The sequence below is a fragment of the Streptomyces sp. NPDC001980 genome, from assembly GCF_040296885.1.
GTDB lineage: Bacteria > Actinomycetota > Actinomycetes > Streptomycetales > Streptomycetaceae > Streptomyces.
Map to the genome: position 1 here is coordinate 19,210 of NZ_JBEOYD010000028.1, position 26,181 is coordinate 45,390.

General features: G+C 70.9%; 28 protein-coding genes. 12 read left to right on the plus strand and 16 right to left on the minus strand.

Going from position 1 to position 26,181, the window contains the following annotated elements; genetic code table 11:
- On the minus strand, positions 1–492 hold the full coding sequence (locus tag ABT137_RS34015; protein WP_351714971.1) for a (2Fe-2S)-binding protein: 492 nt from the start codon (positions 490–492) through the stop codon (positions 1–3).
- A 328-nt stretch (positions 493–820) separates the two neighbouring features.
- Here ABT137_RS34015 and ABT137_RS34020 point away from each other — a divergent pair, with 328 nt between their 5' ends.
- Complete coding sequence (locus tag ABT137_RS34020; protein ID WP_351714972.1) at positions 821–2,377, plus strand: ABC transporter substrate-binding protein; 1,557 nt, start codon at positions 821–823, stop codon at positions 2,375–2,377.
- Between the two features lie 59 nt (positions 2,378–2,436).
- Positions 2,437–2,838, plus strand: a complete 402-nt coding sequence (locus tag ABT137_RS34025) for an ATP-binding protein (RefSeq protein ID WP_351714973.1) — start codon at positions 2,437–2,439, stop codon at positions 2,836–2,838.
- 108 nt (positions 2,839–2,946) lie between these two features.
- On the opposite strand, the gene ABT137_RS34030 is transcribed toward ABT137_RS34025, so the two are convergent.
- Positions 2,947–4,380, minus strand: coding sequence for a sensor histidine kinase (locus ABT137_RS34030; protein ID WP_351714974.1), 1,434 nt, complete (start codon positions 4,378–4,380; stop codon positions 2,947–2,949).
- Positions 4,377–5,066, minus strand: coding sequence for a response regulator transcription factor (locus ABT137_RS34035; protein ID WP_351485385.1), 690 nt, complete (start codon positions 5,064–5,066; stop codon positions 4,377–4,379). Before ABT137_RS34035 ends, ABT137_RS34030 begins: the two co-directional genes overlap by 4 nt.
- Before the next feature lie 176 nt (positions 5,067–5,242).
- On the opposite strand from ABT137_RS34035, the gene ABT137_RS34040 reads away from it, so the two are divergent.
- Complete coding sequence (locus ABT137_RS34040; protein WP_351715079.1) at positions 5,243–7,654, plus strand: MMPL family transporter; 2,412 nt, start codon at positions 5,243–5,245, stop codon at positions 7,652–7,654.
- On the opposite strand, the gene ABT137_RS34045 is transcribed toward ABT137_RS34040, so the two are convergent.
- The 5 genes from ABT137_RS34045 to ABT137_RS34065 form a co-directional block, all read right to left on the minus strand.
- Positions 7,651–8,205 (minus strand): Uma2 family endonuclease, encoded by a 555-nt coding sequence (locus ABT137_RS34045; RefSeq protein ID WP_351715080.1) that lies wholly within the window; start codon positions 8,203–8,205, stop codon positions 7,651–7,653. The two genes, ABT137_RS34040 and ABT137_RS34045, sit on opposite strands and share 4 nt — an antisense overlap.
- A gap of 80 nt (positions 8,206–8,285) precedes the next feature.
- Positions 8,286–9,026 carry a TetR/AcrR family transcriptional regulator gene (locus tag ABT137_RS34050; protein WP_351714975.1) on the minus strand — a complete coding sequence of 247 codons (741 nt, stop codon included), beginning with the start codon at positions 9,024–9,026 and terminating at the stop codon, positions 8,286–8,288.
- A gap of 9 nt (positions 9,027–9,035) precedes the next feature.
- Positions 9,036–9,530 carry a thiol-disulfide oxidoreductase DCC family protein gene (locus tag ABT137_RS34055; protein WP_351714976.1) on the minus strand — a complete coding sequence of 165 codons (495 nt, stop codon included), beginning with the start codon at positions 9,528–9,530 and terminating at the stop codon, positions 9,036–9,038.
- A complete protein-coding gene (locus tag ABT137_RS34060; RefSeq protein ID WP_351714977.1) occupies positions 9,527–9,934 on the minus strand; it encodes a hypothetical protein in 408 nt (135 codons plus the stop codon). The genes ABT137_RS34055 and ABT137_RS34060 overlap by 4 nt, the downstream gene beginning before the upstream one ends.
- A gap of 94 nt (positions 9,935–10,028) precedes the next feature.
- Positions 10,029–10,439 (minus strand): VOC family protein, encoded by a 411-nt coding sequence (locus ABT137_RS34065; protein ID WP_351714978.1) that lies wholly within the window; start codon positions 10,437–10,439, stop codon positions 10,029–10,031.
- A gap of 131 nt (positions 10,440–10,570) precedes the next feature.
- Here ABT137_RS34065 and ABT137_RS34070 point away from each other — a divergent pair, with 131 nt between their 5' ends.
- Both ABT137_RS34070 and ABT137_RS34075 read left to right on the plus strand, forming a co-directional pair.
- Positions 10,571–11,011, plus strand: a complete 441-nt coding sequence (locus ABT137_RS34070) for a hypothetical protein (protein ID WP_351714979.1) — start codon at positions 10,571–10,573, stop codon at positions 11,009–11,011.
- Between the two features lie 80 nt (positions 11,012–11,091).
- Positions 11,092–11,988, plus strand: coding sequence for a hypothetical protein (locus ABT137_RS34075; RefSeq protein ID WP_351714980.1), 897 nt, complete (start codon positions 11,092–11,094; stop codon positions 11,986–11,988).
- A 16-nt stretch (positions 11,989–12,004) separates the two neighbouring features.
- Here ABT137_RS34075 and ABT137_RS34080 read toward each other — a convergent pair whose 3' ends face one another.
- From ABT137_RS34080 to ABT137_RS34110, 7 genes are all read right to left on the minus strand, one after another.
- Positions 12,005–12,382: a hypothetical protein gene (locus ABT137_RS34080; protein WP_351714981.1), complete on the minus strand. Its 378-nt coding sequence runs from the start codon at positions 12,380–12,382 to the stop codon at positions 12,005–12,007.
- Positions 12,383–12,401: 19 nt separating this feature from the next.
- Positions 12,402–12,944 carry a hypothetical protein gene (locus ABT137_RS34085; protein ID WP_351714982.1) on the minus strand — a complete coding sequence of 181 codons (543 nt, stop codon included), beginning with the start codon at positions 12,942–12,944 and terminating at the stop codon, positions 12,402–12,404.
- A gap of 165 nt (positions 12,945–13,109) precedes the next feature.
- A complete protein-coding gene (locus ABT137_RS34090) occupies positions 13,110–13,874 on the minus strand; it encodes a succinate dehydrogenase iron-sulfur subunit (RefSeq protein ID WP_089099272.1) in 765 nt (254 codons plus the stop codon).
- Positions 13,874–15,628 carry a succinate dehydrogenase flavoprotein subunit gene (gene sdhA, locus ABT137_RS34095; RefSeq protein ID WP_351714983.1) on the minus strand — a complete coding sequence of 585 codons (1,755 nt, stop codon included), beginning with the start codon at positions 15,626–15,628 and terminating at the stop codon, positions 13,874–13,876. Before sdhA ends, ABT137_RS34090 begins: the two co-directional genes overlap by 1 nt.
- A 19-nt stretch (positions 15,629–15,647) precedes the next feature.
- Entirely contained in the window at positions 15,648–16,127 is a 480-nt protein-coding gene (locus ABT137_RS34100; RefSeq protein ID WP_351714984.1) for a succinate dehydrogenase hydrophobic membrane anchor subunit, read from the minus strand.
- A 5-nt stretch (positions 16,128–16,132) separates the two neighbouring features.
- Positions 16,133–16,513, minus strand: a complete 381-nt coding sequence (gene sdhC / locus ABT137_RS34105) for a succinate dehydrogenase, cytochrome b556 subunit (RefSeq protein WP_043406142.1) — start codon at positions 16,511–16,513, stop codon at positions 16,133–16,135.
- A gap of 192 nt (positions 16,514–16,705) precedes the next feature.
- Positions 16,706–17,278 carry a 2-oxo-4-hydroxy-4-carboxy-5-ureidoimidazoline decarboxylase gene (locus ABT137_RS34110; protein WP_351715081.1) on the minus strand — a complete coding sequence of 191 codons (573 nt, stop codon included), beginning with the start codon at positions 17,276–17,278 and terminating at the stop codon, positions 16,706–16,708.
- 221 nt (positions 17,279–17,499) lie between these two features.
- Here ABT137_RS34110 and ABT137_RS34115 point away from each other — a divergent pair, with 221 nt between their 5' ends.
- The 7 genes from ABT137_RS34115 (at position 17,500) to ABT137_RS34145 (ending at position 25,076) form a co-directional block, all read left to right on the plus strand.
- Positions 17,500–19,107 (plus strand): beta-N-acetylhexosaminidase, encoded by a 1,608-nt coding sequence (locus ABT137_RS34115; protein ID WP_351715082.1) that lies wholly within the window; start codon positions 17,500–17,502, stop codon positions 19,105–19,107.
- Positions 19,108–19,269: 162 nt separating this feature from the next.
- Positions 19,270–20,037 carry a DUF4328 domain-containing protein gene (locus tag ABT137_RS34120; RefSeq protein WP_351714985.1) on the plus strand — a complete coding sequence of 256 codons (768 nt, stop codon included), beginning with the start codon at positions 19,270–19,272 and terminating at the stop codon, positions 20,035–20,037.
- 192 nt (positions 20,038–20,229) lie between these two features.
- Entirely contained in the window at positions 20,230–20,799 is a 570-nt protein-coding gene (locus tag ABT137_RS34125; protein WP_351714986.1) for a hypothetical protein, read from the plus strand.
- Positions 20,800–21,014: 215 nt separating this feature from the next.
- Positions 21,015–21,323, plus strand: coding sequence for a hypothetical protein (locus ABT137_RS34130; protein ID WP_502984618.1), 309 nt, complete (start codon positions 21,015–21,017; stop codon positions 21,321–21,323).
- Between the two features lie 130 nt (positions 21,324–21,453).
- Entirely contained in the window at positions 21,454–22,926 is a 1,473-nt protein-coding gene (locus tag ABT137_RS34135) for a DHA2 family efflux MFS transporter permease subunit (protein ID WP_351714988.1), read from the plus strand.
- Positions 22,927–23,343: 417 nt separating this feature from the next.
- Entirely contained in the window at positions 23,344–24,006 is a 663-nt protein-coding gene (locus tag ABT137_RS34140) for an RNA polymerase sigma factor (protein ID WP_351714989.1), read from the plus strand.
- Positions 24,006–25,076 (plus strand): hypothetical protein, encoded by a 1,071-nt coding sequence (locus ABT137_RS34145; protein WP_351714990.1) that lies wholly within the window; start codon positions 24,006–24,008, stop codon positions 25,074–25,076. The genes ABT137_RS34140 and ABT137_RS34145 overlap by 1 nt, the downstream gene beginning before the upstream one ends.
- Before the next feature lie 214 nt (positions 25,077–25,290).
- On the opposite strand, the gene ABT137_RS34150 is transcribed toward ABT137_RS34145, so the two are convergent.
- A complete protein-coding gene (locus ABT137_RS34150) occupies positions 25,291–26,133 on the minus strand; it encodes a L,D-transpeptidase family protein (protein ID WP_351714991.1) in 843 nt (280 codons plus the stop codon).
- Positions 26,134–26,181: the final 48 nt, after the last annotated feature.

Genomic DNA, 26,181 nt, shown 5'->3' on the forward strand with positions numbered 1-26,181 from the left:
TCACTCGCCCCCCGCCCGGTCGCGCACGTCCCGGACGGCCGCGCGGATGTTGGGATAGGCCGCGCAACGGCACAGGTTGCCGCTCATCCACTCGGCGATCTCGGCATCGGACCCGGCGTGCCCCTCCTCGATCAGCGCGACGGCGGACATGATCTGGCCCGGCGTGCAGTACCCGCACTGGAAGGCGTCGTGCTCGCAGAACGCTCGCTGCATCGGATGCAGCTCCGCGCCCTCCGCCAGCCCCTCGATGGTGGTCACCTCACGGCCCTCACAGGTGATCGCCAGCGTCAGGCAGGCCAGCACTCTGCGACCGTCGACCCACACCGTGCAGGCACCGCAGGTCCCCTGGTCGCAGCCCTTCTTCGAGCCCGCTAGACCGAGGTGTTCACGCAGCGCGTCCAGCAGGCTCACGCGCGGCTCCAGGGCCACCTCGTGGTCCGTCCCATTCACCGAGAGGCGCACGCGCACCGCATCCGGGCCACGTGTCCCCACGGTGGGAGCCGTCGCGACGGATGACGGCCCATGCCGATCGGGCACCGTCTTCTCCTCGCACCAGAAGTCCTTGGTTCGAGCGTTGTCCGCGCTCCGGGCCGCCGCAACCGGAGGCGGCGGAGACCGCCCCGTCACTCCCTGTGGAAGAGCTGTGAAATCCGGCGGAAACGTGCCCTCGGTAAGTTCTTCCTCATCTAGTCAGATCACTCTTCCCCCACACGAAACACCTGTGATTAGGTGAGCCGCGTCACTTAGGGGAGTGGCATTTGGGGAGGGCCTGGGTAGGGCCTGGAACGGACCCGTGCTGGTCCTGGGGAGGGCACCGACCATGCGATCTGTTCGCATGCGGATTCTCGTGACACTCGTCGTCCTGGCGGTCGTGGGGATCGGCGGCTGGCAGCTGCTGCCGTCGCAGGAGAACAAGAACAAGACGATCACCGTCGGCACGACCGACGCGGTCACCTCGCTCGATCCGGCCGGCGCCTACGACGCCGGTTCCTGGGCGTTGTTCAACAACGTCTTCCAGACCCTGCTCACCTTCGAGCCCGGCGGTGTCCAGCCGGTCCCGGACGCGGTGCAGAGCTGTGACTTCACGGACTCGGGCCTCGAGACGTACCGGTGCGTGGTGCGCGACGGGATCACCTTCCCGAGCGGCCGGGCGATGACCGCCGAGGACGTGAAGTACTCCTTCGACCGGGTCAAGAAGATCAACTCGGATGTCGGCCCGGCCTCCCTGCTCTCGACGCTCAAGTCGGTGACCGCCTCCGGCAAGACCGTCACCTTCCACCTGTCGTCCCCGGACGCCACGTTCCCGTTCAAGGTGGCCACCGGCGCCGGCGCGATCGTCGACAAGGACAAGTACCCGGCGGACAAGCTGCGCACCGACTACTCGGTGGACGGCACCGGCCCGTACACCCTGACGTCGTACACGAAGGACAAGCAGGCGACCCTGCGGCCCAACGGCAACTACAAGGGCGAGCTGAGCGGCACCGGCCGCCCCGTCGAGCTGCGCTACTACGCCGACTCGGCCAAGCTCGCCACCGCGTACAAGGCCAAGCAGATCGACGTGGCGACCCGGACGCTGCCGCCCACCATGGTCTCCAAGCTCTCGCCGAGCGACCCCGACCAGCGGGTCCTGGAGTCCGACAGCTCCGAGACCCGCAACCTGTACCTGAACACCCGTAAGAACTCGCCCCTGCACGACGTGCTGGTCCGCCGGGCCGTCGCCTGGCTGGTCAACCGCGAGGACCTGGCCGCGACCGTGTACGACGGCACGGTGCAGCCGCTGTACTCGCTGATCCCGAGCGGCCTCACCGGCCACACCACGTCCTTCTTCGACACCTACCCCACCCAGAGCGTCGCCAAGGCGAAGGCGCTCCTGGAGCAGGCCGGCGTCAGCACGCCCGTCCAGTTCACCTTCGGCTACGGCATCGGCCACGGCGCGGGAGCCGAGGAGGCCGCCGCGCTGAAGAAGCAGCTGGAGGCGGGCGGCCTGTTCAAGGTCGACGTCAAGGGCTACGAGTGGACCGACTTCCAGAAGTCGTGGGCCGAGGGGAAGATGGACGCCTGGGCGGTCGGCTGGGTCGCCGACTATCCCGACCCGGACACCTTCGGCGCCGCCCTCGTCGGCAGCGACTCCGTGATGAGCACCGGCTACAGCAACAAGGCCGTCGACGACCTGCTCCAGAAGAGCCAGCAGTACGCCGACCGCAGCCGGGCCGAGCAGGACTTCCGCACCGTTCAGGCGGACGTGGCGAACGACGTCCCGCTGATCCCGCTGTGGCAGCGCACGGACTACGTCCTCAGCAGCGAGGACGTGGGCGGAGCCCAGTATCTCAACGACAGCTCGGGCGTCTTCCGCCTGTGGAGTCTGAACTGGATCTGACGGGCGGACACCCGGCGCAGCACCATGTGACGCAGGTGCGTGTGGGGTGAGGAGCAGACGTGCTGAGACGCAACGCCTTCCGGTTGCCCCGGCACCCGGCGTCCGTCGGCCTGGCCCGGCACCGGGTCCGGGACCACCTGGCCGCGTGGGGCCACGGCCCGGACACCCCGGCGGTCGACGACGCCCTGCTCCTCGTCTCCGAACTGGCCACCAACGTCGTCCGCCACGGACCCCTGCTGGAGCAGGAGTTCGAGGTCGCGGTGACGGCCCTGGCCGACGGCTCCTGCCTGATAGAGGTCTCGGACGAGGGCCGCGCGGAGCCCCGCCTGCGGATCGTGCGGGAGGACGACGAGACGGGCCGGGGCCTGCACCTGGTGGAGACGATCGCGGCGGCGTGGGGGGTGTGGAGCAGAGGAGCCCACGGTAAGACCGTCTGGGCGCTGATCTTGGCCAACCCCTAGCTCTTGACTGACCCGTCGTGGAGCGCCCCGTAGGGGGCGCGGGGCTGTTTCGATCTGCGGCTGCCGCCGCGCGGGCGCGACCAGCCACATCGGACCCGCACCCGAAACTCATACCGATCGCAACGTAACCGTCACAGCCAGCCCCTCCCCAGGCGACGTCCGCACACACACCTCACCCCCGTGCGCCTCCACCACCCCCTGCACGATCGCCATCCCCAGCCCGCTCCCCTCCGCACTCCCCACCCGGAAGAACCGGTCGAAGATCCGCCCCGCGTCCTCCTCCCCGAGCCCCGGCCCCTCGTCGGCCACGCACACCCGCACCACCCCGTCCGCCCGCTCCACCCCCAACCGCACGGCCGCCTCCACCGGCGTATGGATCCGCACGTTGGCCATCAGGTTCCCCAGCACCTGCCGCAGCCCCGACTCGTCCGCCCGCACCAGCACCGCCCCGTCGGCGCTGACGGCCACCGGCCGCCCCGGCTGCTGCGCCCGCAGGTCCTCCGCCGCGTCCCGCACCAGCCGGCTCACGTCGACGTTCCGGAACCGGATCTCCGGCCGCTGGTCCAGTCGGGCGAGCAGCAGCAGTTCGTCCACGAGCCGGCCCATCCGGTCCACTTCGCCGTGCATCCGGTCCCAGGCCCGCCGCCGTTCCCCGGGCTCGCTCAGCATCCCCTTGTCGTACAGCTGGAGGTAGCCGCGGATGGCGGCGAGCGGGGTGCGCAGTTCGTGCGAGGCGTCGGCGACGAACCGGCGCAGCTGGGCCGCGCTGCGCTCGCGGGTCCGGTACGCCGTCTCCACCTGGTGCAGCATGGCGTTGAGGGCCAGCCGCAGCTGCTCGACCTCCTCCGTCGGATGCTGGCTGGAGGGCACCCGCCGGGTCAGGTCGCCCTCGGCGATCGCCGACGACGTCTCCACCATGTCCTCCAGCGGCAGCAGCCGTTGCCGCACGCTGTACATGGTCAGGCAGCACAGCAGCGCGAGCAGCAGCGTGCCGACCGCGAAGTCGAGCTTGAGCGCCTTGGCTATGCCCTTGTGCAGCAGCTCGGTCGAGGTGGCCAGCAGGATGTAGGAGCCGTCGGCGAGCCGGGTCGCGGTCACCCGGTAGGACGCGCCGTGCACGTCGACGTCGCGCGGGTCGGGCGCGGCGGCGAGGGCGTGCGGGTCGGACACGGCGGCGGCGAGGGAGCGCTGGGCCTCGGTCGGCTTCATGTCGAAGAGGGAGATCGCGTCGCCCTTGGTGTCGATGACCGTGAAGATCGAGTCCGGTGTCGGGTCGGACTCGGCGGGGGTGACCCGGTCGCGGATCACGCTGAGCGCGCCCAGCGAGTCGACCTGCCGCAGGGTCAGTCCCGAACTCCCCAGTGACGTCCGCATCTTGAGCAGTTCGGAGTCCACCTGGTCCAGCAGGTACAGCCGCATGCCCATGATGCTCACAACGGCCGCCACCACGATGCCGACACTGAGCAGCCCGACGTTGGCCAGGGTGAGCTTGCCGCGCAGCGAGTGCAGTCCGTGCCGGTGCCGGCGCTTGCCGAGGCTCATGTCAGGCCGTACCCGACGCCCCGCCGGGTGGTGATCACCGGCGCGCCCAGGGCGTCGAGCTTGCGCCGCAGATAGCTGATGTAGGTCTCCACGACGGTCGACTCGGACGGTATGTGCTCGTACTGCCAGACGTGCCTGAGCAGTTGCTCCTTCGGCACGATCCGGCCGCCGTTGCGCACCAGGAAGCGCAGCAGCGCGTACTCGGTCGGGGTCAGCTCGACCGTGCGGCCGGCGCGGTGCACCGAGTACGTCGTCTCGTCCAGCTCCAGGTCGCCGTAGCGCAGCGGCGGGCGCTGCTGGATGACGTCCGCCGGGCGGGTGCGGCGCAGCACGGCGCCGATCCGGGCGACGACCTCGTCGATGTTGAACGGCTTGGTGATGTAGTCGTCGCCGTAGCCGAGCGCCCCGACTATCTCGGCGGGCGCGTCCCGCGCGGTGAGGAACACCAGCGCGAGGTCCGGCTGCCGGGCGCGCAGCTCCCGCGCCAGTGCCCGCCCGTCGCCGTCCGGCAGCATCACGTCGAGCAGGGCCGCGTCCGGCCGGGTGCGCTCGGCCAGCGCGAGGGCGTCCCGGACCGTACCGGCCGTCATCACCTCGAACCGGTGGTAGCGCAGGGCGATGGCGAGGACGTCCGCGATGCTCGGCTCGTCCTCCACGATCAGCACGGTGCTGCCTGGAGCCGTCATGCCCCCCAGTATCGGCGCCGCCACCGACAGCCGGGGGCGCGCAGCTTTGGAGTTCCTTGAGAGTCATGCGCGCCCCGTGTCCCGGCGCGTGGCCCGCTGCCGATCCTGTTGCCCAGGACCTGGGGGACCAACCGACCGAAGTGATCGACGACAAGGAGCTGTTGAGCGTGACGGCATTGGCACGGTGGTGCTATCGGCACCGGCTGGTGGTCCTGTTGCTGTGGGTGGGGGCACTCGTCGGCGTGGGCTTCTCGGCCTCGACGGCGGGCACGAACTACGCGAACGTGTTCTCCCTCCCCGACACGGACTCCAAGACGGCGTACGACCTGATGCAGAAGGCCTTCCCGAACACCTCCGGTGACACGGACACGGTGGTGTGGAAGGTCGACAGCGGCTCGGTGACGGACAAGGCGGTCCAGGACCGCGTCCGGCCGGCCCTCGACGAGATCGCCAAGCTGCCCGGCGTGGGCGCGGTCACCAGCCCCTACGCAGGCGCCCGTGGATCGGCGCAGATCAGCAAGGACGGCACGATCGCCTACGCCCAGCTGACCTTCACCAAGCGGGCGAACGAGATCCCCAAGGAGCAGGTGCAGAAGGTCCTCGACACCGCCCAGGACGCCGAACGGTCGGGCCTCCAGGTGGAGTTGGGCGGACAGGCCATCCAGCGCGTCCAGGAGCCGCCGCAGGGCCTCTCCGAGATGGTCGGCATCATCGCGGCGGCCGTCGTGCTGTTCCTGGCCTTCGGCTCGTTCTTCGCCATGACCCTGCCCATCGCGATCGCCGTGTTCGGCGTCGGCATGGGCCTGTTCTCCACCCAGCTGCTCAGCCACACCACCGACATCCCCGACATCGCGCCGCTGCTCGCCTCCCTGATCGGCCTCGGCGTCGGCATCGACTACGCCCTGTTCATCGTCACCCGGCACCGGCGCGGCATCCTGCGCGGCATGGACCCGGAGGAGTCGGCGGTCACCGCCCTGAACACCTCCGGCCGGGCGGTGCTGTTCGCGGGCGGCACGGTCTGCATCGCGCTGGCCGGCATGCTGGTCACGCGGCTGCGCTTCCTGGACGGCGTGGTCATCGGCACCTCGCTCACGGTCGTGCTCAGCGTCCTCGCGGCCACCACCCTCCTCCCGGCCCTGCTCGGCTTCCTCGGCCCGCGCGTCCTCAGCCGCCGCCAGCGCCGCCGGCTGGCCGCGGAGGGCCCGGAGCCGGAGCGGGCGAGCGGGCTGGCGGCCCGCTGGTCGGCGAACGTGCAGAAGCGCCCGCGCCGCATCGCCGCGCTCGCGGTGGTCGTCATGGCCGTCCTGGCCATCCCGGTCCTCTCGCTCCGCCTCGGCGCCACCGACCAGGGCAACGACGACGCGTCCACGACCACCAGGAAGGCCTACGACCTGCTCGCCGAGGGCTTCGGCCCCGGCTTCAACGGCCCCCTCCAGGTGGTCAGCGTCGGCGGCGACACGGCGAAGCTGGTCCAGGGCCTGCAGTCGACCCCGGGCGTCGCCCAGGTGGCCGAGCTGCCCCCGTCGCAGGGCGTCACGGTCATCCAGGTGGTCCCGACCACCTCCCCGCAGTCCAAGGAGACGGACGACCTCATCGACACCCTCCGCGACCAGGTGATCCCGAAGGCCGGCGCGGAGGCGCACGTGGGCGGCGTGACGGCGGTCTCCAAGGACTTCGCCTCCGTCACCGGCGACCGCCTGCCCCTCTTCATCGCGACGATCATCACCCTGGGCTTCCTGCTGCTCCTGGTCGCCTTCCGCTCCCTGGTCGTCCCGCTGACGGCCGCCCTGATGAACCTGATCGCGGCGGCGGCCTCCTTCGGCGTCCTGGTGGCGGTCTTCCAGTGGGGCTGGGGCCTGGACCTGCTGGGCCTCGGCAAGGAGGGCCCGATCAACGCGTTCCTCCCGGTCATCATGCTCTCCCTGCTCTTCGGCCTCTCCATGGACTACCAGGTGTTCCTGGTGAGCCGGATGCACGAGGAGTGGGTGCACACGAAGGACAACGCGCGGGCGGTCCGGGTCGGCCTCGCGGAGACCAGCCGCGTGATCAATTCGGCGGCCCTCATCATGGTCTGCGTCTTCCTGGCCTTCGTCCTGAGCGGCGACTCGGGCGCGGCGATGGCGGGCGTGGGCCTCGCGGCCGCGGTCGCCCTGGACGCCTTCATCCTCCGTACGGCCCTGGTCCCGGCGGCGATGCACCTGCTGGGCAACTCCAACTGGTGGCTGCCCACCTGGCTCGACAAGCGGCTCCCGCACCTGGCGGTGGAACCCCAGGAGACGGCGGCGGCTCCGGAGCCGACCGAGCCCACCGGCCCGGCCACGGCGATCCACGGCTTCGTCCGCACGGCGGACGGTGATCCGGTGGAGGAGGCGTCCGTGACCCTCATGTCCAAGGGCGGGCGCCAACTGGACCGCGTGACGTCCCTGGCGGACGGCTCCTACATCGTGTCGGTCCCGGCGCCGGGGGCGTACCTGCTGGCGGTCACGTCGGCGTCGTACGGCTCGAAGGCCCGGCATGTGACGGTGGTGGAGGGGCCGGTGGTCTACGACGTGGAGCTCACGGGGGACGAGGTGGACGCGGTCAATTAGCCTTTGAGGATTTCGTCGACGTCGAGGCTGACCTCGGTGCCGATGGATTCGGGCAGGGAGACGACCTCGCCGGGGGCGTGTACGCGGTGGTCCGTGTACTCGTCCCCGACGGGGGCGGTGAGGACGTGCAGCCTGCGCTGCTCCCGGTCGACGATGACGTAGACGGGGATCGTGGCTGCGGCATACGCCGAGACCTTGATGAGGAGATCGGTTGTCCTGTAGCTGGAGGTGACTTCCAGGACAAGCCGGAAGCAGGCAGGGGCATAGCAGTTGTTCTCGACGAGATGGTCGTCGATGTCGGCGTCCACGATCACGAGGTCGGGGATCGCGTAGTCTTCTGCGCCCGTCGGCAACCAGAGACCGACATTCTGGAGGACGTCCGTGTCCGTACCGTGCAGTCCGCCCGCAGCGAAGCGGACCAAGAGGTTGGTGAGGGCACAGGCGTGGGAGGCGTCACGGAGCGGAGAAATCAGGAGCTGACCGTGGATGACTTCGGCGCGCCAGCCCGGTAGGCGCTCCATGATCTCGTTGGCAACGGCAGTGAGCGTCATGGCTTTGGGAGACACGGTCACATCGTTGGGCGTCGGGCAGCTGACATGTGCTGCATAGGGGAGTCTTCACCCGAAAGCGATCACTCCCCCTTCGCCCGGCCCCCCGGATCCGGCAGCACCCGCGTCATCCCCGGCAGGAAGTCCGTGAACAGCTCGTGCACCTCAAGGACCAGCGGCCGCAGCACCCGGAACCGCGCGAGTGACACACCGCGAGCCGTCAGCCGCGCGCCCCGCTCGGCGAGCCGATAGCTCCGCTCCCGCCCCTCGGTCCGGTCGAAGATCCAGTACAGGACCAGCCCCATCTGCGAGAGCCACATCAACTCGGGCAGCACATCGCGCAGTTCGGGGGCGACCTTCGTCTTCGCGCCCGCCAGTACCTCGCGGTGCACGCTGATCGCCTCCACGCGCGCGTGCTCGCTCTCCGGGGAGAAGGGGCTGAGCGGGCTGTCGGGGTCGGCGGCGTTCTTGAAGAAGTGGACCGCGAACTCGTGGTACGGCCGGGCGATGTCCAGCCACACCTTGAGCACGCCCGCGAGCCGCGCCTCCAGGTCGGTCTCCTTGTCCAGGACCTCGCGGACCGCCACCCGGTGCTCGGCGGCGAGCTGGTCGTAGAAGCCCTGGATGAGGTGTTCCTTGCCGGCGAAGTAGTAGTAGGCGTTGCCGACGGAGACCCCGGCCTCCGTGGCGATGGCCCGCATCGTGGTCTTCTCGTAGCCCCGCTCCCGGAACAGGCGCATCGCCGTCTCCAGGATCAGCGCGCGGGTCTGCTCGGACTTGCTCTGGGCACCGGCCTCGACGGGACCGTCGTTCTTCGCGGACACGGACAGAGCCTAACCAGTGGTGCAGACGCCGCTGTCACAGCCCGGAGGGTCGTAGATCCACCCGACACCGGGTTCGTAGAGCCATCCGTCCTCCCGCCGGAAGGGCTGCCCGGTTCCCTGCCCGCCCCGCCACCAAGAGGCGGCGAGCACCGCGCCCCGCGCCAGCCGGGCCCCGGCCGGTGTACTCAGCCGGTGGGCGAGCGGCCGCTGCTCCCGCAGCGCCCAGAGCACGACGATCAACGCGGCGGTGTCCCGGTAGACCTGCCCCGCGTCGCCGACGACGGTGACCTCGTCGAAGGTGGCCGAGTGGTCCAGGTCGGGGAACCGGGCGCGGGCCTCCGCCGATCCGGCGGGAATCAGGGTGAGCGGCACCAGCTGCGGCTGGCGCCCGAGCCAGTCGCGCAGGTGGGTGCAGAGGGTGCACTCGGCGTCGTAGAGGACGGTGAGCCCGTGGACCGGGACGCGCACGGCGCCCCGGTCGTCGGTTGCGGTCACGGCGGTCACGCCCCGGCCGCCGGAGCGGTCCAGCCCTGCGGCGGGACCGGCGGGAGCTGTTCCTTCTCCATGATCCCGCGGCGCCTGATCCGGTTGAGCACGTAGACGTTGCCGAGGTGCATCACGCCGAGCACCAGCAGCACGACCCCGAGCTTGGCGGACAGCGCCTCGAAGATGCCCCGGGTGTCCTCGACCGTGTCGCTGGTGTGCAGGTAGAGCGCGACGAAGCCGAGGTTGACGAGGTAGAAGCCGACCACCAGTAGGTGGTTGACGGCGTCGGCGAGCTGCTCGTTCCCGTGCAGGACGTCGGAGAGGAAGATCCGCCCGTTGTGGCTGAGCGTGCGGGCCACCCAGATGGTCAGACCGATGCTGACCAGCAGGTAGATGACGTAGGTGATGACCGTGCGGTCCATGCCCCACCCCTTCTTGAACGCGTTCAAAACGCTGACAGGGATGACTGTAGACCTGCTTTTGAACATGTTCAACTCAGCCGCGGAGTAACCCCCTTCACCCCCGCCGCGCCAGCTCCGGCCGCTTGCTGTAGTCCGTGAAGCCGAGGATGTTCCCCCAGGGGTCGGCGACCTCCACGGTCCAGCCGGTGGCCACGGAGAACGGCTCGTCGAGCACGGCGATCCCCGCCGCCTTGAACCGCCCGGCCGCGGCCCGCGCGTCCGGCACCTCCAGCCACACGCGCGGCGACGCCCACACCGCCGGCCGGTGCCCAAGACCCTCCTCGGCCCGCAGCAGGATCCCGGGTGTCTCGCCGCCGACCTTCAGCAGGGCGATCCCGCCCTCGTCGAACCGGAACCCCACGGTGAACCCGGCCCGCTCGTAGAAGGCGACGGCGTCCGCGAGCCTCCCGACGGGCATCACCACGTTGTCGAACCCGAGCAGTTCGTACGACTCGTCATCTGACATGCGATCAGATTAAGAGTGGAGATGACGGTTGCCGGGCGGGCTGACCGTCGGGTCACTCAATGGGCCGAGAAGGGGCCCGTCACGTCGGTACGCTGAGCCGTCGTCGGTGCCGGGCGAGCGAGGGGGCGGGAATGGCTCCGGGAGCAGAGGCCTTCCACGGCGAGGCGCGGGCGGCTTTCGCCGAGGCCGCGCGGCGGCTGGGTCTTGACGGGCCGGGCGGCGGGGAAGGGGACCGGCATCTCGCGGTCGCGACCTACTCCGGCTCGGGAGTGACCTACAAGGCGGTCCTCGGTCTGTGGCAGGGCGACGTCGAGATCCACGTCTGCCGCAGGACCGCACTGACCGAGTGCAAGGTCGGCATCGAGGGGCTGGCCGTCTCGGCAGGCGTCGTGGACCGCCGCGGCCGGGTCTCCTTCGGAGCCCGCAGCCTCCGCCAGCTCCGCAGGTCCCTGGCCGGCCAGGTCCGCTACGTCGAACTCGTCCACCCGCTGGTCTCCGGCGACCCGGACGCGGCGCTGTCGCTGATGCGCGCGGCGGGCGCCCGGGAGTGGCGCAGACCGGCCGTGAACTGACTCCGGGCCCCACGACAGCCGTCTCCCGCCCACGCCCCATACTGAACACCGCTCAGGGGCGTATGGGGAGGGCGGGCAACGTGCGACGGGTGCTGTCGGTGCACTTCGCGCCGTGCGCGCTGTTCGTCGCCGGGGTGCTGGCGCTGGTACGGGCGGGGAGTTTTTCGGGGCGGAGCGCGTGGCGGGTGCTGGGGCATCAGCGGCCCGAGGCCCTGGTCACGGCAGCTTTCACCGTCGTCGTCGGCGCCGCGTTGCTGGGCCTGCTGCTCCAGCCGTTCCAGGTGCGTGCGGTGCGTGTCCTGGAGGGGTACTGGGACCGGTGGACGCCGACCGCCCACCTCGCGGAAGCACTCGTCCGGCTGCAGCGCAGACGCTGGCACGCGCTGCGCAGCCGGGCTCACCCGGACGACACGCGGGGCGGGACCGTGACACAACGGGTGAGCGGGGACGCCCGACGACGTCTCGCCGTCCGTCCACCGGTCGAGGTGCTGTTGCCCACGGAGCTCGGAAACGCCCTGCGCGCGGGCGAGTTGAGCGCCGGTGAGCGCTACGGCCTGACCACGCTCTCCTCCTGGCCCCGGATCTACCCCCAGGTGTCCGACCGCCTTGCGGAGACACTCCGCTCCGCCCGCGACGCCCTCGACACCGCGGTCAACCTGTGCTGGTCCTTCCTGGCGCTCACTCTGGCGGGCGTGCCGGCGCTGTACGACGAGCCGTCCGTGTGGTGGTGGTGCGGTGCGGGCCTCGCGCTGGCCGCGGTGGCCTACAAGGGCGCGGTGACCGCGGCCCAGTCGTACGCCGGTCTGATGCGGGTCACATACGACCTGCACCGCTTCGACCTGCTGACCGCCCTCCACCACCCGCTGCCACCGGATCGCGACGCGGAGGACGACACCTTCTACCGGCTCTCCGAGTTCCTGTCCGGAACACGGGCGACGGACCTGCCGTACGACCACGGAAGGGGTGACGCGCAGTAGGGCAGGGGGCTGCGGGTCATGCGGCAGGCAGCCACAGGCCGTCCAGTTTCAGCTCCTCCTTCAGCTTCCTCAGACGGTCCACCCAGTCGTCCACGTCCTGGGCCTTCGTGCAGTGGGTCAACAGCCATGACGGGTAGGCACTGAAGCGGCACGGTCCTCGGGTGCCGTCTCCGGATTCGACTTCGTTGTGCTTCGTGTCGTACTTCCCCGGGTCCAGGTACTTCAGGAGGTCCGCGGGGTCGCCGGCCACTGCCGCGTCGTACGCCTCCCGGACCGTGGGCTTGTGCAGCAACGGAACGTCGAGCCCGACCGCTTGCCAGGGCAGCCTGACGCGACAGCCCGGGCAGGGCTCGCCCACGATCGGATGGCCGGGGAGTACTGCTTCATCGAGCATGGTTCCTCCGGGTCGGGGACTAGTACTTCTTCCAGAAGGCGGCCCAGGCGCCGTCCGCGAGCGAACAGACGAGGACGACGGCGGCAGCCGTCCACCGCCATGCCGCCTGCTTGCCGCAGTCCGGCGGCGCGAGCGAGGCGGCGATACCCAGACCGAGGAGAACGGTGCCGAGGTCGTAGGCCGCCACCGCGTGACGGTTCTCCTGCTGCCAGCGCGCCTGGGCGTTTGCGAACATCTCGTCGACGTAGGCGTCGGACGGCAGACCGCCTTCCCCCTTGGCGAGATCGTCGACCAGGTCCTGGCGCGGGTACAGGAACGTACGCGCGTTGTAGGCGAGCTGCATGCTGAAGATGAGCGTCAGCGCGGTGATCACCAGCAGCAGAAGCGTCGGCCCCGGCCAGCGGAACTCGTCGTCCGCGCCGCCCACCACACCGGCAAGTGAGAGCGCCGCTGCCGTGAGCAGCGGGGCCGCCACGAAGTGGGCTTCCTTGGTCGCCGCTCCGATGCCCAGCGGCAGAGGTTTCAGGGCACTGCGTCGCTCGTCCGACGGCTCTTCAGTCATCCGTCCCCCAACCGGCCCGGCCAGACGTCGTGTTGGCAGTGTGCGGGCGGAATATTCCATTCAGAAGTGGGCGGGACATGCCAAAACAGGCCGTGGTGTGACAGGTACGCCGAAGGCCCCGTTCCTCGGGAGAACGGGGCCTTCGGCGGCGTGGCGGAGCGGAGCTCAGAAGCGGCGCGTGATCAGCGCTCGCTTGACCTCCTGGATCGCCTTGGTGACCTCGATGCCGCGCGGGCAGGCGTCCGTGCAGTTGAAGGTCGTGCGGCAGCGCCAGACGCCGTCGCGGTCGTTCAGGATCTCCAGGCGCTGCTCGGCCGCCTCGTCACGGCTGTCGAAGATGAAGCGGTGCGCGTTGACGATGGCGGCCGGGCCGAAGTACTGGCCGTCGTTCCAGAAGACCGGGCAGGACGACGTGCAGGCCGCGCAGAGGATGCACTTCGTGGTGTCGTCGAAGCGCTCGCGGTCCTCGGCCGACTGGAGACGCTCGCGCGTGGGCTCGTTCGTCTCCTTCGTGATGAGGAAGGGCATGACGTCCCGGTACGCCTGGAAGAACGGCTCCATGTCCACGACCAGGTCCTTCAGGACCGTCAGGCCCTTGATGGGCTCGACCGTGATCGGCTTCTCGGGGTTGATGTCCTTGATCAGCGTCTTGCAGGCGAGGCGGTTCTTGCCGTTGATCCGCATCGCGTCCGAGCCGCAGATGCCGTGGGCGCAGGAGCGGCGGAAGGTCAGCGTGCCGTCGACGTCCCACTTGATCTTGTGGAGGCCGTCGAGGACGCGCTCCTTCGGGTCGATCTCCAGCTGGAAGTCTTCCCAGACCGCGTCCGCGGAGACCTCCGGGTTGAAGCGGCGGACCCGGAAGGTGACCGTGATGAGGTGGTCCGAGGCCGCGGCCTCCGCCTCCACCTTGTCCAGAACGGGGGTTGCCATCAGTACTTACGCTCCATCGGCTGGTAGCGGGTCTGGACGACCGGCTTGTAATCGAGACGGATGGACTCGGCGCCGTCGTCGCCCACCTCGCGGTACGCCATGGTGTGGCGCATGAAGTTGACGTCGTCGCGGTTGGGGTAGTCCTCGCGGTAGTGACCGCCGCGGGACTCCTTGCGGGCGAGTGCGGAGACCGCCATGACCTCGGCGAGGTCGAGCAGGTTGCCGAGCTCGATGGCCTCCAGCAGGTCCGTGTTGAACCGCTTGCCCTTGTCCTGGATCGAGACGTTCTTGTAGCGCTCGCGCAGCTCCGCGATCTTCTCGACCGCCGTCTTGATCGTCTGCTCGGTGCGGAACACCATGACGTTGGCGTCCATGGTCTCCTGCAGCTCCTTGCGGAGCGTGCCGACCCGCTCGTTGCCCGTCGAGGAGCGCAGCTGCTCGATCTGGGAGACGACGAACTCGGCCGGGTTCTCCGGGAGTTCGACGAAGCCGACGGTGTGCGCGTACTCGGCGGCCGCGATGCCCGCCCGGCGGCCGAACACGTTGATGTCGAGGAGCGAGTTGGTGCCGAGGCGGTTGGCGCCGTGGACGGAGACGCAGGCGACCTCGCCGGCCGCGTACAGGCCCGGGACGACGGTGGTGTTGTCCGAGAGGACCTCACCCTGGACGTTGGTCGGGATGCCGCCCATGGCGTAGTGCGCGGTGGGCTGGATCGGGATCGGGTCCGTGTACGGCTCGATGCCCAGGTAGGTGCGCGCGAACTCGGTGATGTCCGGGAGCTTCGCGTCCAGCTGCTCCGGCGGGAGGTGGGTGAGGTCGAGGTAGACGTGGTCGCCCTCGGGACCGCAGCCGCGGCCCTCACGGATCTCCGTGTAGATGGAGCGGGACACGACGTCACGGGACGCGAGGTCCTTCATGACCGGCGCGTACTTCTCCATGAAGCGCTCGCCGTCCTTGTTGCGGAGGATGCCGCCCTCACCGCGGGCGCCCTCCGTCAGCAGGATGCCCATGCGCCAGATGCCGGTCGGGTGGAACTGGAAGAACTCCATGTCCTCCAGCGGCAGGCCGCGACGGTAGACCGCCGCCTGGCCGTCGCCCGTCAGCGTGTGCGCGTTCGACGTCACCCGGAAGAACTTGCCGGTGCCGCCGGAGGCGTAGATGACGGCCTTCGCCTGGAAGATGTGGATCTCGCCGGTGGCCAGCTCGTAGGCGACCACACCGGACGACTTCTTGACGCCGTCGACCTCGGTCATCAGCTGGTCGAGGACGTAGAACTCGTTGAAGAACTCCACGCCCTCCTTGACGCAGTTCTGGTACAGCGTCTGGAGGATCATGTGGCCGGTGCGGTCGGCCGCGTAGCAGGACCGGCGGACCGGGGCCTCGCCGTGGTTGCGGGAGTGACCGCCGAACCGGCGCTGGTCGATCGTCCCGTTGGGCGTCCGGTTGAACGGCAGGCCCATCTTCTCCAGGTCGAGGACGGCGTCGATGGCCTCCTTCGCCAGGATCTCGGCGGCGTCCTGGTCGACCAGGTAGTCACCGCCCTTGACCGTGTCGAAGGTGTGCCACTCCCAGTTGTCCTCCTCCACGTTGGCCAGCGCGGCGGCCATGCCGCCCTGCGCGGCGCCCGTGTGGGAGCGGGTGGGGTAGAGCTTGGTCAGGACCGCGGTGCGGCTGCGCTTCGTGGACTCGATGGCCGCGCGCATGCCCGCGCCACCGGCGCCGACGATGACGGTGTCGTACTTGTGGATCTTCATGATTCTCGCAGCCCCGTGCCTAGCGGATGTTCGGGTCGAAGGTGAAGATCACCAGCGAGCCCAGCAGGATGGTGAACACCGTGGCCGTGTAGAGCAGGCCCTTGAGCCACAGCCGGGTGTTCGCGCGCTCCGCGTAGTCGTTGATGATCGTGCGCAGGCCGTTCGCGCCGTGCAGCATCGCGAGCCAGAGCATCAGCAGGTCCCAGACCTGCCAGAAGGGGCTCGCCCAGCGGCCGGCCACGAACGCGAAGCCGATCTTCGACACGCCGCCGTCGAGCACCAGCTGGATCAGCAGGTGGCCGAGGACCAGGACGACCAGCACGACGCCGGACAGGCGCATGAACAGCCAGGCGGCCATCTCGAAGTTGCCGCGGGTGGAGCGCGGGGTCTTCTTGGTGCGCTTGCGCGGGGCCTCGATGAGGGGGGCCGGGTTGTCGACATTGAAGAGGGGCGCGCCCTCGACGGGACCGACGCCGGCGGTGGTTTCAGTGGTCGACATCTGCGTCAGCTCCCGAACAGGACACGAGCGGCGTGGCCGAGAACGGGGTAAATGGCCCCGGCCATCAGGACGACCCAGACACCGACGACCGTCCAGAGCATCTGCTTCTGGTAGCGCGGGCCCTTCGACCAGAAGTCGACGGCGATCACGCGCAGGCCGTTGAGGGCGTGGAAGAGGATGGCGGCCACCAGGCCGTACTCCAGCAGTGCGACGATCGGCGTCTTGTACGTGGCTACGACCTTGTCGTAGTCCTCGGGGGAGACGCGGACGAGAGCGGTGTCCAGCACGTGAACGAACAGGAAGAAGAAAATGAGGACGCCGGTGACTCGGTGAGCCACCCAGGACCACATTCCTTCCCGGCCGCGGTACAGCGTTCCAGCCGGCACGGAAGTCCCTCCGGGAGCGGGGTATCGGGGCCGCGCCGGCTTGTGGGTGTCGGTCGGGCCCGGCCGGGTACGGTCCACCGGCCCCCAGCATCGTAGCGAGGCGCTGCGGCTGGGCTTACGCCGGGCCTACCGGTGTGATCAAAGTGGCACGCGGATGGGTTAGCCGGGCGGCATCCGGGGTGGGTTGTTCGGTTATTTGCCGGGTGCGGCGCCGTTCGGGCTGGTCGCGCCCCGCGGCGGAGCCGCTGATGGGCACTGCCCCGCGCCCCTGAGCAGGGACACGAGCCGTCCGCTTGCAAGGCGGCGAAGTTCCTCGGCCGCGATGACCCGTTCCTCCTCCGGATCGTTTGCCAAACGTGACCGGATGCCTTCCAGGACGCGGTCCAGGGATTCGGCGGGCGGCGTGTCGCCCAGGTGGATGACGAAGACGTGCCCGAACCTGGCCTCGTAGGCCGCGTGTGCCGCCGTCAGTGCCGTGTGGGCCGCCGAGTACGTGTCCTCGGGCAGCTCCGGGAGGCACTCGCCCGCCAGGGCCTCCGACAGGTCCCCCGGGGACAGGTCGTACGCCGCCTCGTCCGCCGCGGCCAGGAGGGACTCCACGTCGGGGTAGGGACGGTGGTCGGCGATGCGGCGGGACCAGCGCAGGCTGTGCAGGCAGTGCAGGAGCAGCGCGCCGGCCTCGTCGTCGGGGGCGGCGTTGAAGGCGTCCAGCGGGGTGGGGAGATGGGGCAGGCGGTGGGCGGGCAGCGTGGGTCCTCGCGTCACATGCGGTGTGGCCGGGGTGGCAGGGTCTGCCGTGAGATATGTGTCGTCGACGTTATCGAGGACGTTCACGGCGTGTCCGTTGGTTGCCTGAATTTCACCCGAACGGGAGAGTTTCAGATTGCGTCGGTGACGGCCGTGCGGTGGGTGCGTCGTAAGTTGTAGCCGTGAGCCAGCACAGGCGCAGGTCGTCGACACGGCAGTTCGCGCGGAGGCGGGCGGTGATGGTCGCCGCGGCCTTCGCGGGGACCGTCGCGCTCGGCACGGGCATCGGCGTATGGGCCTCCTCCGGCGGCGACGGCGGGAACACCGCCGGGGCGGCCCGGCAGCCCTCCGGAAGCGACCGGGCGACCTCGTCCGGGGCGCGCTCCGGGGCGGCGACCCCCACGCCCACCCGCAGCTACCCCCTCTCCCAGGCCCCCCGCACCATCCCCGCCGTCCGCTCCCACACCGCCGCCCGCGGCCCCGGCTGGCGCCCGCGGCAGGGCGGCCGGGTCGTGGTGAGCGACCCGGCACTGGCCGACGAGGGGCGGCTGACCGCGGGCGAACTGGGGCTGTCGTACGCCGGAGAGAAGGGTGCGAACGACGACGTCCGGCCGGGCGACCTGCGGCTCGACCTCGGCGGCAGCGGGGACCCGGAGTCGTACACCATGACCGTGCGCGACGGGTCGGTCCGGATCAGCGGGCCCGGGGACGCGGGCGTCTTCTACGGCACCCGGACCCTCAAGCAGGAGGTGCACGGCGGCGGTACGGCCCCGGAGGGGGTGGTGCGGGACCAGCCGGCCAAGCCGCAGCGCGGGTTCATGCTGGACATCGCGCGCAAGCCGTTCACCGCGGGCTGGATAGAGTCCCGGATACGAGAACTCGGCGACCTGAAGTTCAACGAGCTCGGGCTGCACTTCTCCGACGACCAGGGCTTCCGGATCGAGTCCGACACCCACCCCGAGATCGTCTCCCGGGACCACCTGACCAAGGCTCAGGTGAAGGAGATCGTCGCGCTCGCCGCCGCCCGGCACATCCAGGTCGTACCGGAGATCGACTCGCCGGGACACCTCGGCGCCGTCCTCGCCGCCCACCCGGAGCTGCAGCTGCGCAACGCGCAGGGCGTCGCCACCCGGGGCGCCGTCGACATCTCCAAGGACGCCTCGTCGAAGCTCGTCGACGATCTGCTCGACGAGTACGCCGACCTGTTCCCGGGCTCCTACTGGAACCTCGGCGGCGACGAGTACCAGGCCCTCACCGTCGCCGACCCGCAGGCCTCCTACCCGCAGCTCGCGGCCGCCGCCCGGGAGAAGTACGGCTCCGGCGCCACCGTCGCCGACCTCACCACCGGCTGGCTCAACGCCCGCGCCGACACCGTCCGCGCCCACGAACGCACCATGCGCGCCTGGAACGACGGCTTCCTCCGGGGTACCTCCGTGCAGCCCGCCGACGACCTCCAGGTCGCCTACTGGACCGGCAAGGAGAACGGCGCCCGGCAGCCCGTGGAGTACCTGAGGGCGGGCCGCAAGGTCCTCAACTACAACGACGAGTACCTGTACTACGTCCTCGGGCAGCCCAACACCTTCGTCTATCCGACCGGTCAGCGCATCTACGAGCAGTGGATCCCGCGCATGCTGCGCGGCACCTCGGCCGTGGCCGCGCGGTACGAACCCCAGGTCCTCGGCGGCTCCTTCGCCGTCTGGTGCGACCTCGCGGGCTCCCAGACCCAGGACCAGGTGGCGGCCGGCATCCGGATGCCGCTGCGGGCCACCGTGCAGAAACTCTGGGACCCGGGCACCCCGACCATGTCCTGGACGGACTTCAAGGCCCTCGCGAACAGACTGGGCTGACCCGGAGACCCGGAAGGGACGCGGCAATTCCCGGAAGGGACGCGGCAACAGCGGTAATAGGTAATACGGGTGGACGTACGGCGGTGACGGGCCGTATGTTCCGCATTCCGCGCGCGGGCCAGGGGAGGGTTCCGTGCACTGCCGCGTCCCGGGGGACCCGTCTTGATCTGCGCCCGCTGCCACCACTTCGCCGCCGCGCCCGGCGCCACCCTGTGTCATCGCTGCCTCGGCGACTCGCCCGAGCCGGCCCCGGCCTTCGGCAGCACGCCGGGGCTGTGGCTGCGCTCGCCGGTGGGCCTCGGCTGGGCCGCCGCCGTCCTGCTCGGGGCCGTCGTCGCCGCCGACCTGTTCGCCGTCTGGGCGGACTTCCTGCAGTACGACGCCACGGGAGCCCTGGCCGACGGCCAGACCAGTGCCGCCGCGTTCCGCCGGGCCGACCGCGCCGACGAGCTGCTGGGCGTCGCCGCCGGGGCCCAGGCCGTCTCGCTGGTCGCCTGCGTGATCGTCTACCTGTGCTGGTTCCAGCGGGTGCGGGCCAATGCCCAGGTCTTCGACCCGCTCGGGCACCGCAAGTCCCCGGGCTGGGCGATCGGCGGCTGGTTCGTGCCGGTCGTGAACCTCTGGTACCCGCGCCGGATCACCCTCGACATCTGGGACGCCAGCAGCCCCTGGGGCACGACCCGTTCGCACGCGCTGATCAACACCTGGTGGGCGCTGTGGCTGGCCTCGCTGTTCGCCGACCGCGCCGAGACGACCGGCTACGGCGACGACGCCGAGGGCGCCGCCCAGGTCCACGACGGCGCCCTGCGGATGATCCTCTCGGACTCCCTCGACATCGCCGCCGCCGTCCTCGCGATCGTCCTCGTCCTGCGGCTGACCCGCATGCAGCACGAGAAGGCGATGGCGGGCACCGCTCCGGCCGGGCTCTGACCCTCGGCCCCACGGCCGCGCGCCGCCGGTCCCGCCCCTGACGTGCCGTTGGCCGAAAAGCCTTTCTTCGGACTCCTTCGGATCCTGGGTGCCCTGTCCGTGTGACACTGCCGTACCGTCGCACGCAGTTAGGGAAAGTACGAGCTCCGTGCAAGTGGGGCCTTGGTATGTACCGTTTCTGGGAGGCGTGGGATGAGCCTGGTGGAGCTGATCGCTCAGGCCGATGAACGCGGACTGGCCGCCAGCGGGTTGGCCTGTTTGGATCGGTGCGTGCCGCTGCTGGGCGGGGACGACCTGGTGCTGCGGCCGCTGTGGGCGAGCCTCGCCGACGGCTCCGACTGGAGTGCGGGACTGGAGAAGGCGCGCGGCTCGCTCGGCGCCGGCGAGGAGACCGGCGGGGCGGCGGGCGGCCAGGGCGACGAGGCCGAGGCGCTCGCCCGCCGGATGCTCGACGCCGCGCCCGTGTCGCAGGAGGCCGCAGGCGTCCGCCTGTGGGCCGACGCCTGTTCCGTCGCCTCGCTGCAGATCCACCGGCTCCTCGACCCCGCCGAGGACGCGGCGCCCTCGGTCGACACCCGCCGCGAGGGCGGCACCGAGGGCATGTCCCCGCTGGTCGCCGCCGAACTGCGCCGCCAGGTCACGGTGCTGGAGCTGCTCGCGGGGCACGGCGCGGCCGGGCTGCGCCGCGCGCTGGACGTCTCCACCGAGGGCCGCCGGGTGCTGCGCGCGGTGGTGTCGCGGCGGGCCCGCGGGCGCGGGTGAACCAATGGTGAGGGCGGTGCGCGGGTCCTGCGCCGGTTGCGGGAACAGCCCCGGATCCGGGTGACGAAACCGCCGCCGGCCTCGCTCTTCCCTGTGTGACCTATGTGACCGGTGCGACAGCCCACCACGTGACACCCCGCCACGGGACCGCGCAGCAGCAGACCAGGCCGCACGCCGCCGCCAGACCGGCCCGGTGGGCGGCGGACGCGGTGGCGATGATGCGCGAAGGCGCCCGGGTCCGGCTCGACTACTCCGCGCAGAGCCTGTGGCGGGTCGACCGGGTGATCGAGGAGATACGCCGGGAGGGCGCGCCCTACGACGCCGTGCGGGAGACCCTGCGCGGTCTCGGGGCCTACGCCGGTGAGGTGATCGCCCGTCACACCGGCGCCGAGTGGTGGGCGTCCGGCGGCGAGCACTGGATCCGCACCCCCGACGGCCGGCTCTGGGACCCGATCGACGAGGCCCGGCGCTGCTACGGCGGCCACGGCTCGCTGCGACTGCTGTGCCGGGACGCCCTGGTGTAGCGGGAGGGCCTGGGGCGGCGGGACGCCCTGGGGTGGCGGGAGGGCCTGGGGTGGCGCGAAGCTCGGCAAAAACACCGTAATAAGAGACGCGGGCGTTCCCAACGGGCAGGTGGGGGAGCACGATTGGCCCATGGCCGACAACCGACGCTGGTGGGCCCTGGTCGTCATCGCGCTGGCCCAGCTGATGGTCGTGCTCGACATGACCATCGTCAACATCGCGCTCCCCTCCGCCCAGGTCGCTCTGCACATGTCCGACGGCAACCGGCAATGGGTGATCACCGCCTACACCCTCGCCTTCGGCGGACTGCTGCTGCTCGGCGGCCGGATCGCCGACCTCGCCGGACGCAGGGTGGCGTTCATGACCGGCCTGGTCGGCTTCGCGGCCGCCTCCGCGCTCGGCGGGGCCGCGGTCGACCAGGGGATGCTGTTCGGGGCGCGGGCCCTGCAGGGCGTGTTCGCCGCGCTGCTCGCGCCGGCCGCGCTGTCGCTGCTCGCGACGACGTTCACCGATCCGAAGGACCGCGGGAAGGCGTTCGGCATCTTCGGCGCCATCATCGGCGCGGGCGCCGCGGTCGGGCTGCTCGCGGGCGGCTTCCTCACCCAGTACCTGGACTGGCGCTGGTGCCTGTACGTCAATGTGCCGATCGCCCTGGTCGCGTTCGCCGGCGCCTTGGCCCTGCTGCCCGCCGGCGGCCGCCATCCCGACGCCCGCCTCGACGTCCCCGGCGCGCTGCTCGGCTCGGCCGGCATGCTCGCCCTGGTCTACGGCTTCTCCGAGGCGGAGTCCCGGAGCTGGACCGACGGTCTGGTCCTGACGCTCCTGATCGGCGGGGTCGCGCTGCTCGGCCTCTTCGGGTTCTGGCAGACCCGCGCCCGGGTCCCGCTGCTCCCGATGACCGTCGTACGGGACCGGCAGCGCGTCGGCGCGTTCCTCACCGTGCTGCTGGTGACCGTCGGCATGTTCGGCGTCTTCCTCTTCCTGACGTACTACATGCAACGCGTCCTCGGCTACTCGCCCGTGAAGACCGGCGTCGCCTATCTCCCCATCACCGTCGGCATGGTCACCGGCTCCACCCAGATCGCCGCCCGGCTGCTGCACCGCGTCCCGCCCCGGGTACTGATCGTGCCCGGGCTGCTGCTGGCGGCCGGGGCGCTGGCGCTGATAGCCCAGGTCGGGGTCGAACCGGCGTACGCCTCGCACATCCTGCCCGGCATGCTGATGCTCGGCCTCGGCATGGGTACGGCGATGATGACCTCCCTCTCCCTGGCCACCGGCAACGTCGCCCCGCGTGACTCGGGCGCGGCCTCGGCCACCTTCAACACCGCCCAGCAGGTGGGCGGTTCGATCGGCACGGCCCTCCTCAACACCATCGCCGCGAGCGTCACCACCCGGTACGCCACCGCGCACGCCGCGAGCATCCCGGACCGGACGCTGCTGGCGGCGAAGGCCGCGGTGCACGGCTTCAACGTGGCCACCTGGTGGGCGATGGCCGCGCTGCTGCTGGGCGCCCTGATCGCCGGCGTGGTCGTGAACGCGGACCGGGCCCCCACCCCGCAGGCCGCGCCGGAGCGGACCCCGGAACCGGTGGACTCGGCCACCTGAGCCGCTGAACATGATGGGCGACCCGGGCACCCGCACGCCGTCTCCAGCGCCTACGGGCCACGGCTTCTCTCGCACACGTCTGCCCGAGTCCGTAGCCGGCGATCGGCCGGGACGGCGTACGTCTCCGGGGGCAGGGGGAGGGACCACGGAGACGGCCGGGGCCGCCACCCCCCACAGGAGAGGCCCCGGCCGTCGCGCGGCACGGGCCGCGCGGCGGCCCGTACTCTGTTCAGCGCCATGAGTGCGTTTTCTGTCACACCCCAGGGCGTCACGAGTTAGTTGCACTTTGTACGGACGTGGACGGCGAGCGGTTTCAGGTCGTAACGTGCCTTTCGCGTCGAGCGCGAATGCATGATCACTGCAACGATCGGCGGCTGCGCCACAGCCGCGACCGACCACTGACTGAGGAACACACGGGTGCTGGGGGACGACGCGGAGTTGACCGCCGCGGTACGTGCTGCACAGGACGGGGACGAGACCGCGTTCCGCATCGTCTATCGCGCGGTGCAGCCCCGCCTGCTCGGATACGTCCGCACGCTGGTCGGCGATCCGGACGCCGAGGACGTGGCCTCCGAGGCCTGGCTGCAGATCGCCCGCGACCTCGGCCGGTTCAGCGGCGACGCGGACCGGTTCCGCGGCTGGGCCGCCCGGATCGCCCGCAACCGCGCCCTCGACCACATACGGATGCGCGGCCGCCGCCCCGCGATCGGCGGCGACGAGACGGAACTGACCGGCCGGGCCGCCGAATCGGACACGGCCGGCGAGGCCATCGAGGCGCTGACCACCGACTCCGCTCTCTCCCTCATCGCCCGGCTGCCGCAGGACCAGGCCGAGGCGGTCGTCCTCAGGGTCGTCATGGGCCTCGACGCCAAGACCGCCGCCGAGACCCTCGGCAAGCGCGCCGGTGCGGTGCGGACGGCAGCCCACCGGGGGTTGAAGAAGCTCGCGGAGCTGCTCGGCGCCGACCCCGAGGCGGCAGACGTCCTCGACGCGCTCCCGCCCCAGCGGGAACCGAATGATCATGCGGTGACATCCGCGAGTGTGACGCATACGCGTTCGCGGACGCAGAAGGACATGTGATGGCCGACGAGCACTACACGTGGCTGAACCGGGTGACGGCGGAACGTCTGCTGCGCGGTGAGTCGCTCGAAGCTGTCGACGCCTCCGCCCGTGACCAGGCAGAACGCCTCGCCGACACGCTCGGCGCGCTCTCCGCGCGGGCCACGCCGGCCGCCGCCGAACTCCCCGGTGAGGAAGCCGCGCTGGCTGCCTTCCGCAAAGCGCGCGAATCGGCCGAGGACGCACGGACCGCCGAGGCCGGACGCACCGGTGCCGCAGCGCGGCCGGGCAGGGGCGGGCGGTACGCCGACGCGGGCCTCTTCCGCATCGGCGCCGGCTCCCGGCCGGCCCGGGTCCCGGGCTGGGCCCGCCCCGCACGGCTCGGCCTCGCCGCCGCGCTGACCGCCGGCATGCTCGGCGGGGTCGCGGTGGCCGCCGGCACCGGGGTGCTGCCGACGCCGTTCGACGACAACCACCCCGGACCGGCCGCCTCCGTCTCGGCCGCCGGTACCCCGGCACTCCCGCAGGGCTCGCAGTCGCCCGAGTCGCTGCTCGGCGGCGAGACCCGGACGCCCTCCTCCGGTGCCACGTCCGGCGGCGCCGGGCGGCCCTCGCCCGACCCGTCCGGCAAGCCGAAGAAGCGGAACACCGGCTTGCCCGGCGTTCCGGTCGGCGGGTGGAGCGGTGCGCTGACGTCGTGCCGCGCGATCCAGAACGGCAAGTCCCTGGGCGCCGACCGCAGGCGTGCCCTGGAGGGCCTGGCGGGCGGCGCCGGCCGGGTGGACACGTTCTGCAAGGCCGTCCTCGGCACCGGGCTGAACGGCAAGGACGGCGTCTCCCGCGACGGCAAGGGCGGCGACAACGGCCAGGGCGGCCAGAACGACGGCCAGGGCGACGGTCAGGGCGACAACAACGGCCCGGGCGGCGACGACGAGGGCCGGCCGGGCAGAGGCACCGGCGACGGCAAGGCCGGCGGCAAGGGCAACGACCACCGTCAGGACGGCGTGGCCACACCCTCCCCGACCGCCTTCGCGCCCCTGCGGCCCAACCAGCCCGGCACCTCGCCGGACCCCACGTACAGCGCACTTTGACCTTTACACACCGCTGTGACCTGCGTTTTTGAAAGTCCCTGAACTTTTTTCCCGCAGGGTGTGACGTTTTCGGCGGCGGTGGCGCAGTAGAGAGTGAGCCGACTGGTCATCGGCCGTCGCACAGAGCCGGGGTTCCCCCCGTACCCGTGGCTCGTGCATCGGCGCGGGCGGGACACGTTCCCCCGGTCCCGCCCGCGCCCCGCACATCCCCCGTTCACCAGGAGACGACGACCTTGTCGCCGTTCCTCACCTGCGCGAACAGATCGGCGATCGCCGCCTCGTCCCGCACGTTGACGCACCCGTGCGAGCCGCCCGCGTAGCCCCGGGCCGCGAAGTCGTAGGAGTAGTGCACCGCCTGCCCGCCGCTGAAGAACATCGCGTACGGCATCGATGAGTGGTAGAGCGTCGACACGTGGTGGCGGGACTTCCAGTAGACGTGGAACACACCCTCACGGGTCGGGGTGTACTGCGCCCCGAACCGCACCGACATCGTCGACACCGTGCGCCCGTCGATCATCCAGCGCAGCGTCCGGCTGGACTTGCTGATGCACAGCACCCGCCCGGTCAGGCACCGCGGATCGGGCGCGGCGGCCGGCTGACCGCCCATCAGGTACAGCTCCCACTTCCCCGGTGTGTGCGTCATCCGGACCAGCCGCTGCCAGGTCACGGCGTCGGTCTCGCCCGTCCGCGGCAGCCCGCGCTTGCCCTGGAAGCCCTTGACGGCCTGGGCGGTGAGGTCGTCGTAGGTCCCCGTCGGCCCGTCGAACAGCCAGGCGACCTGGCGCAGCCGGGCCTGGAGCTCACGGACACCGGTGCCGGTGTCACCGCGGGTGTACACGATGTGCGGCGGGACGGTCTCGACGGCGGACGGTGCGGGGGTGGGAGTGGAGGGAGCGGGAGCGGCGGGACTGGTGCCGACGGGTGTCGGGCTGTGCGGCAGGTCGATGTGGACGGGCGAGTGCCCCTTGGCGTCCCCGCCGCCCGCCGGCTGCACCGTGCACCCGCACAGCACGGCCAGTACGGCGGCCAGGAACCCCGAGTACCCCGAGACCTTCATGCCGAGGATGCTTCCCCGCGTGACCGCCGCCGAACAAGGGGGCATCGT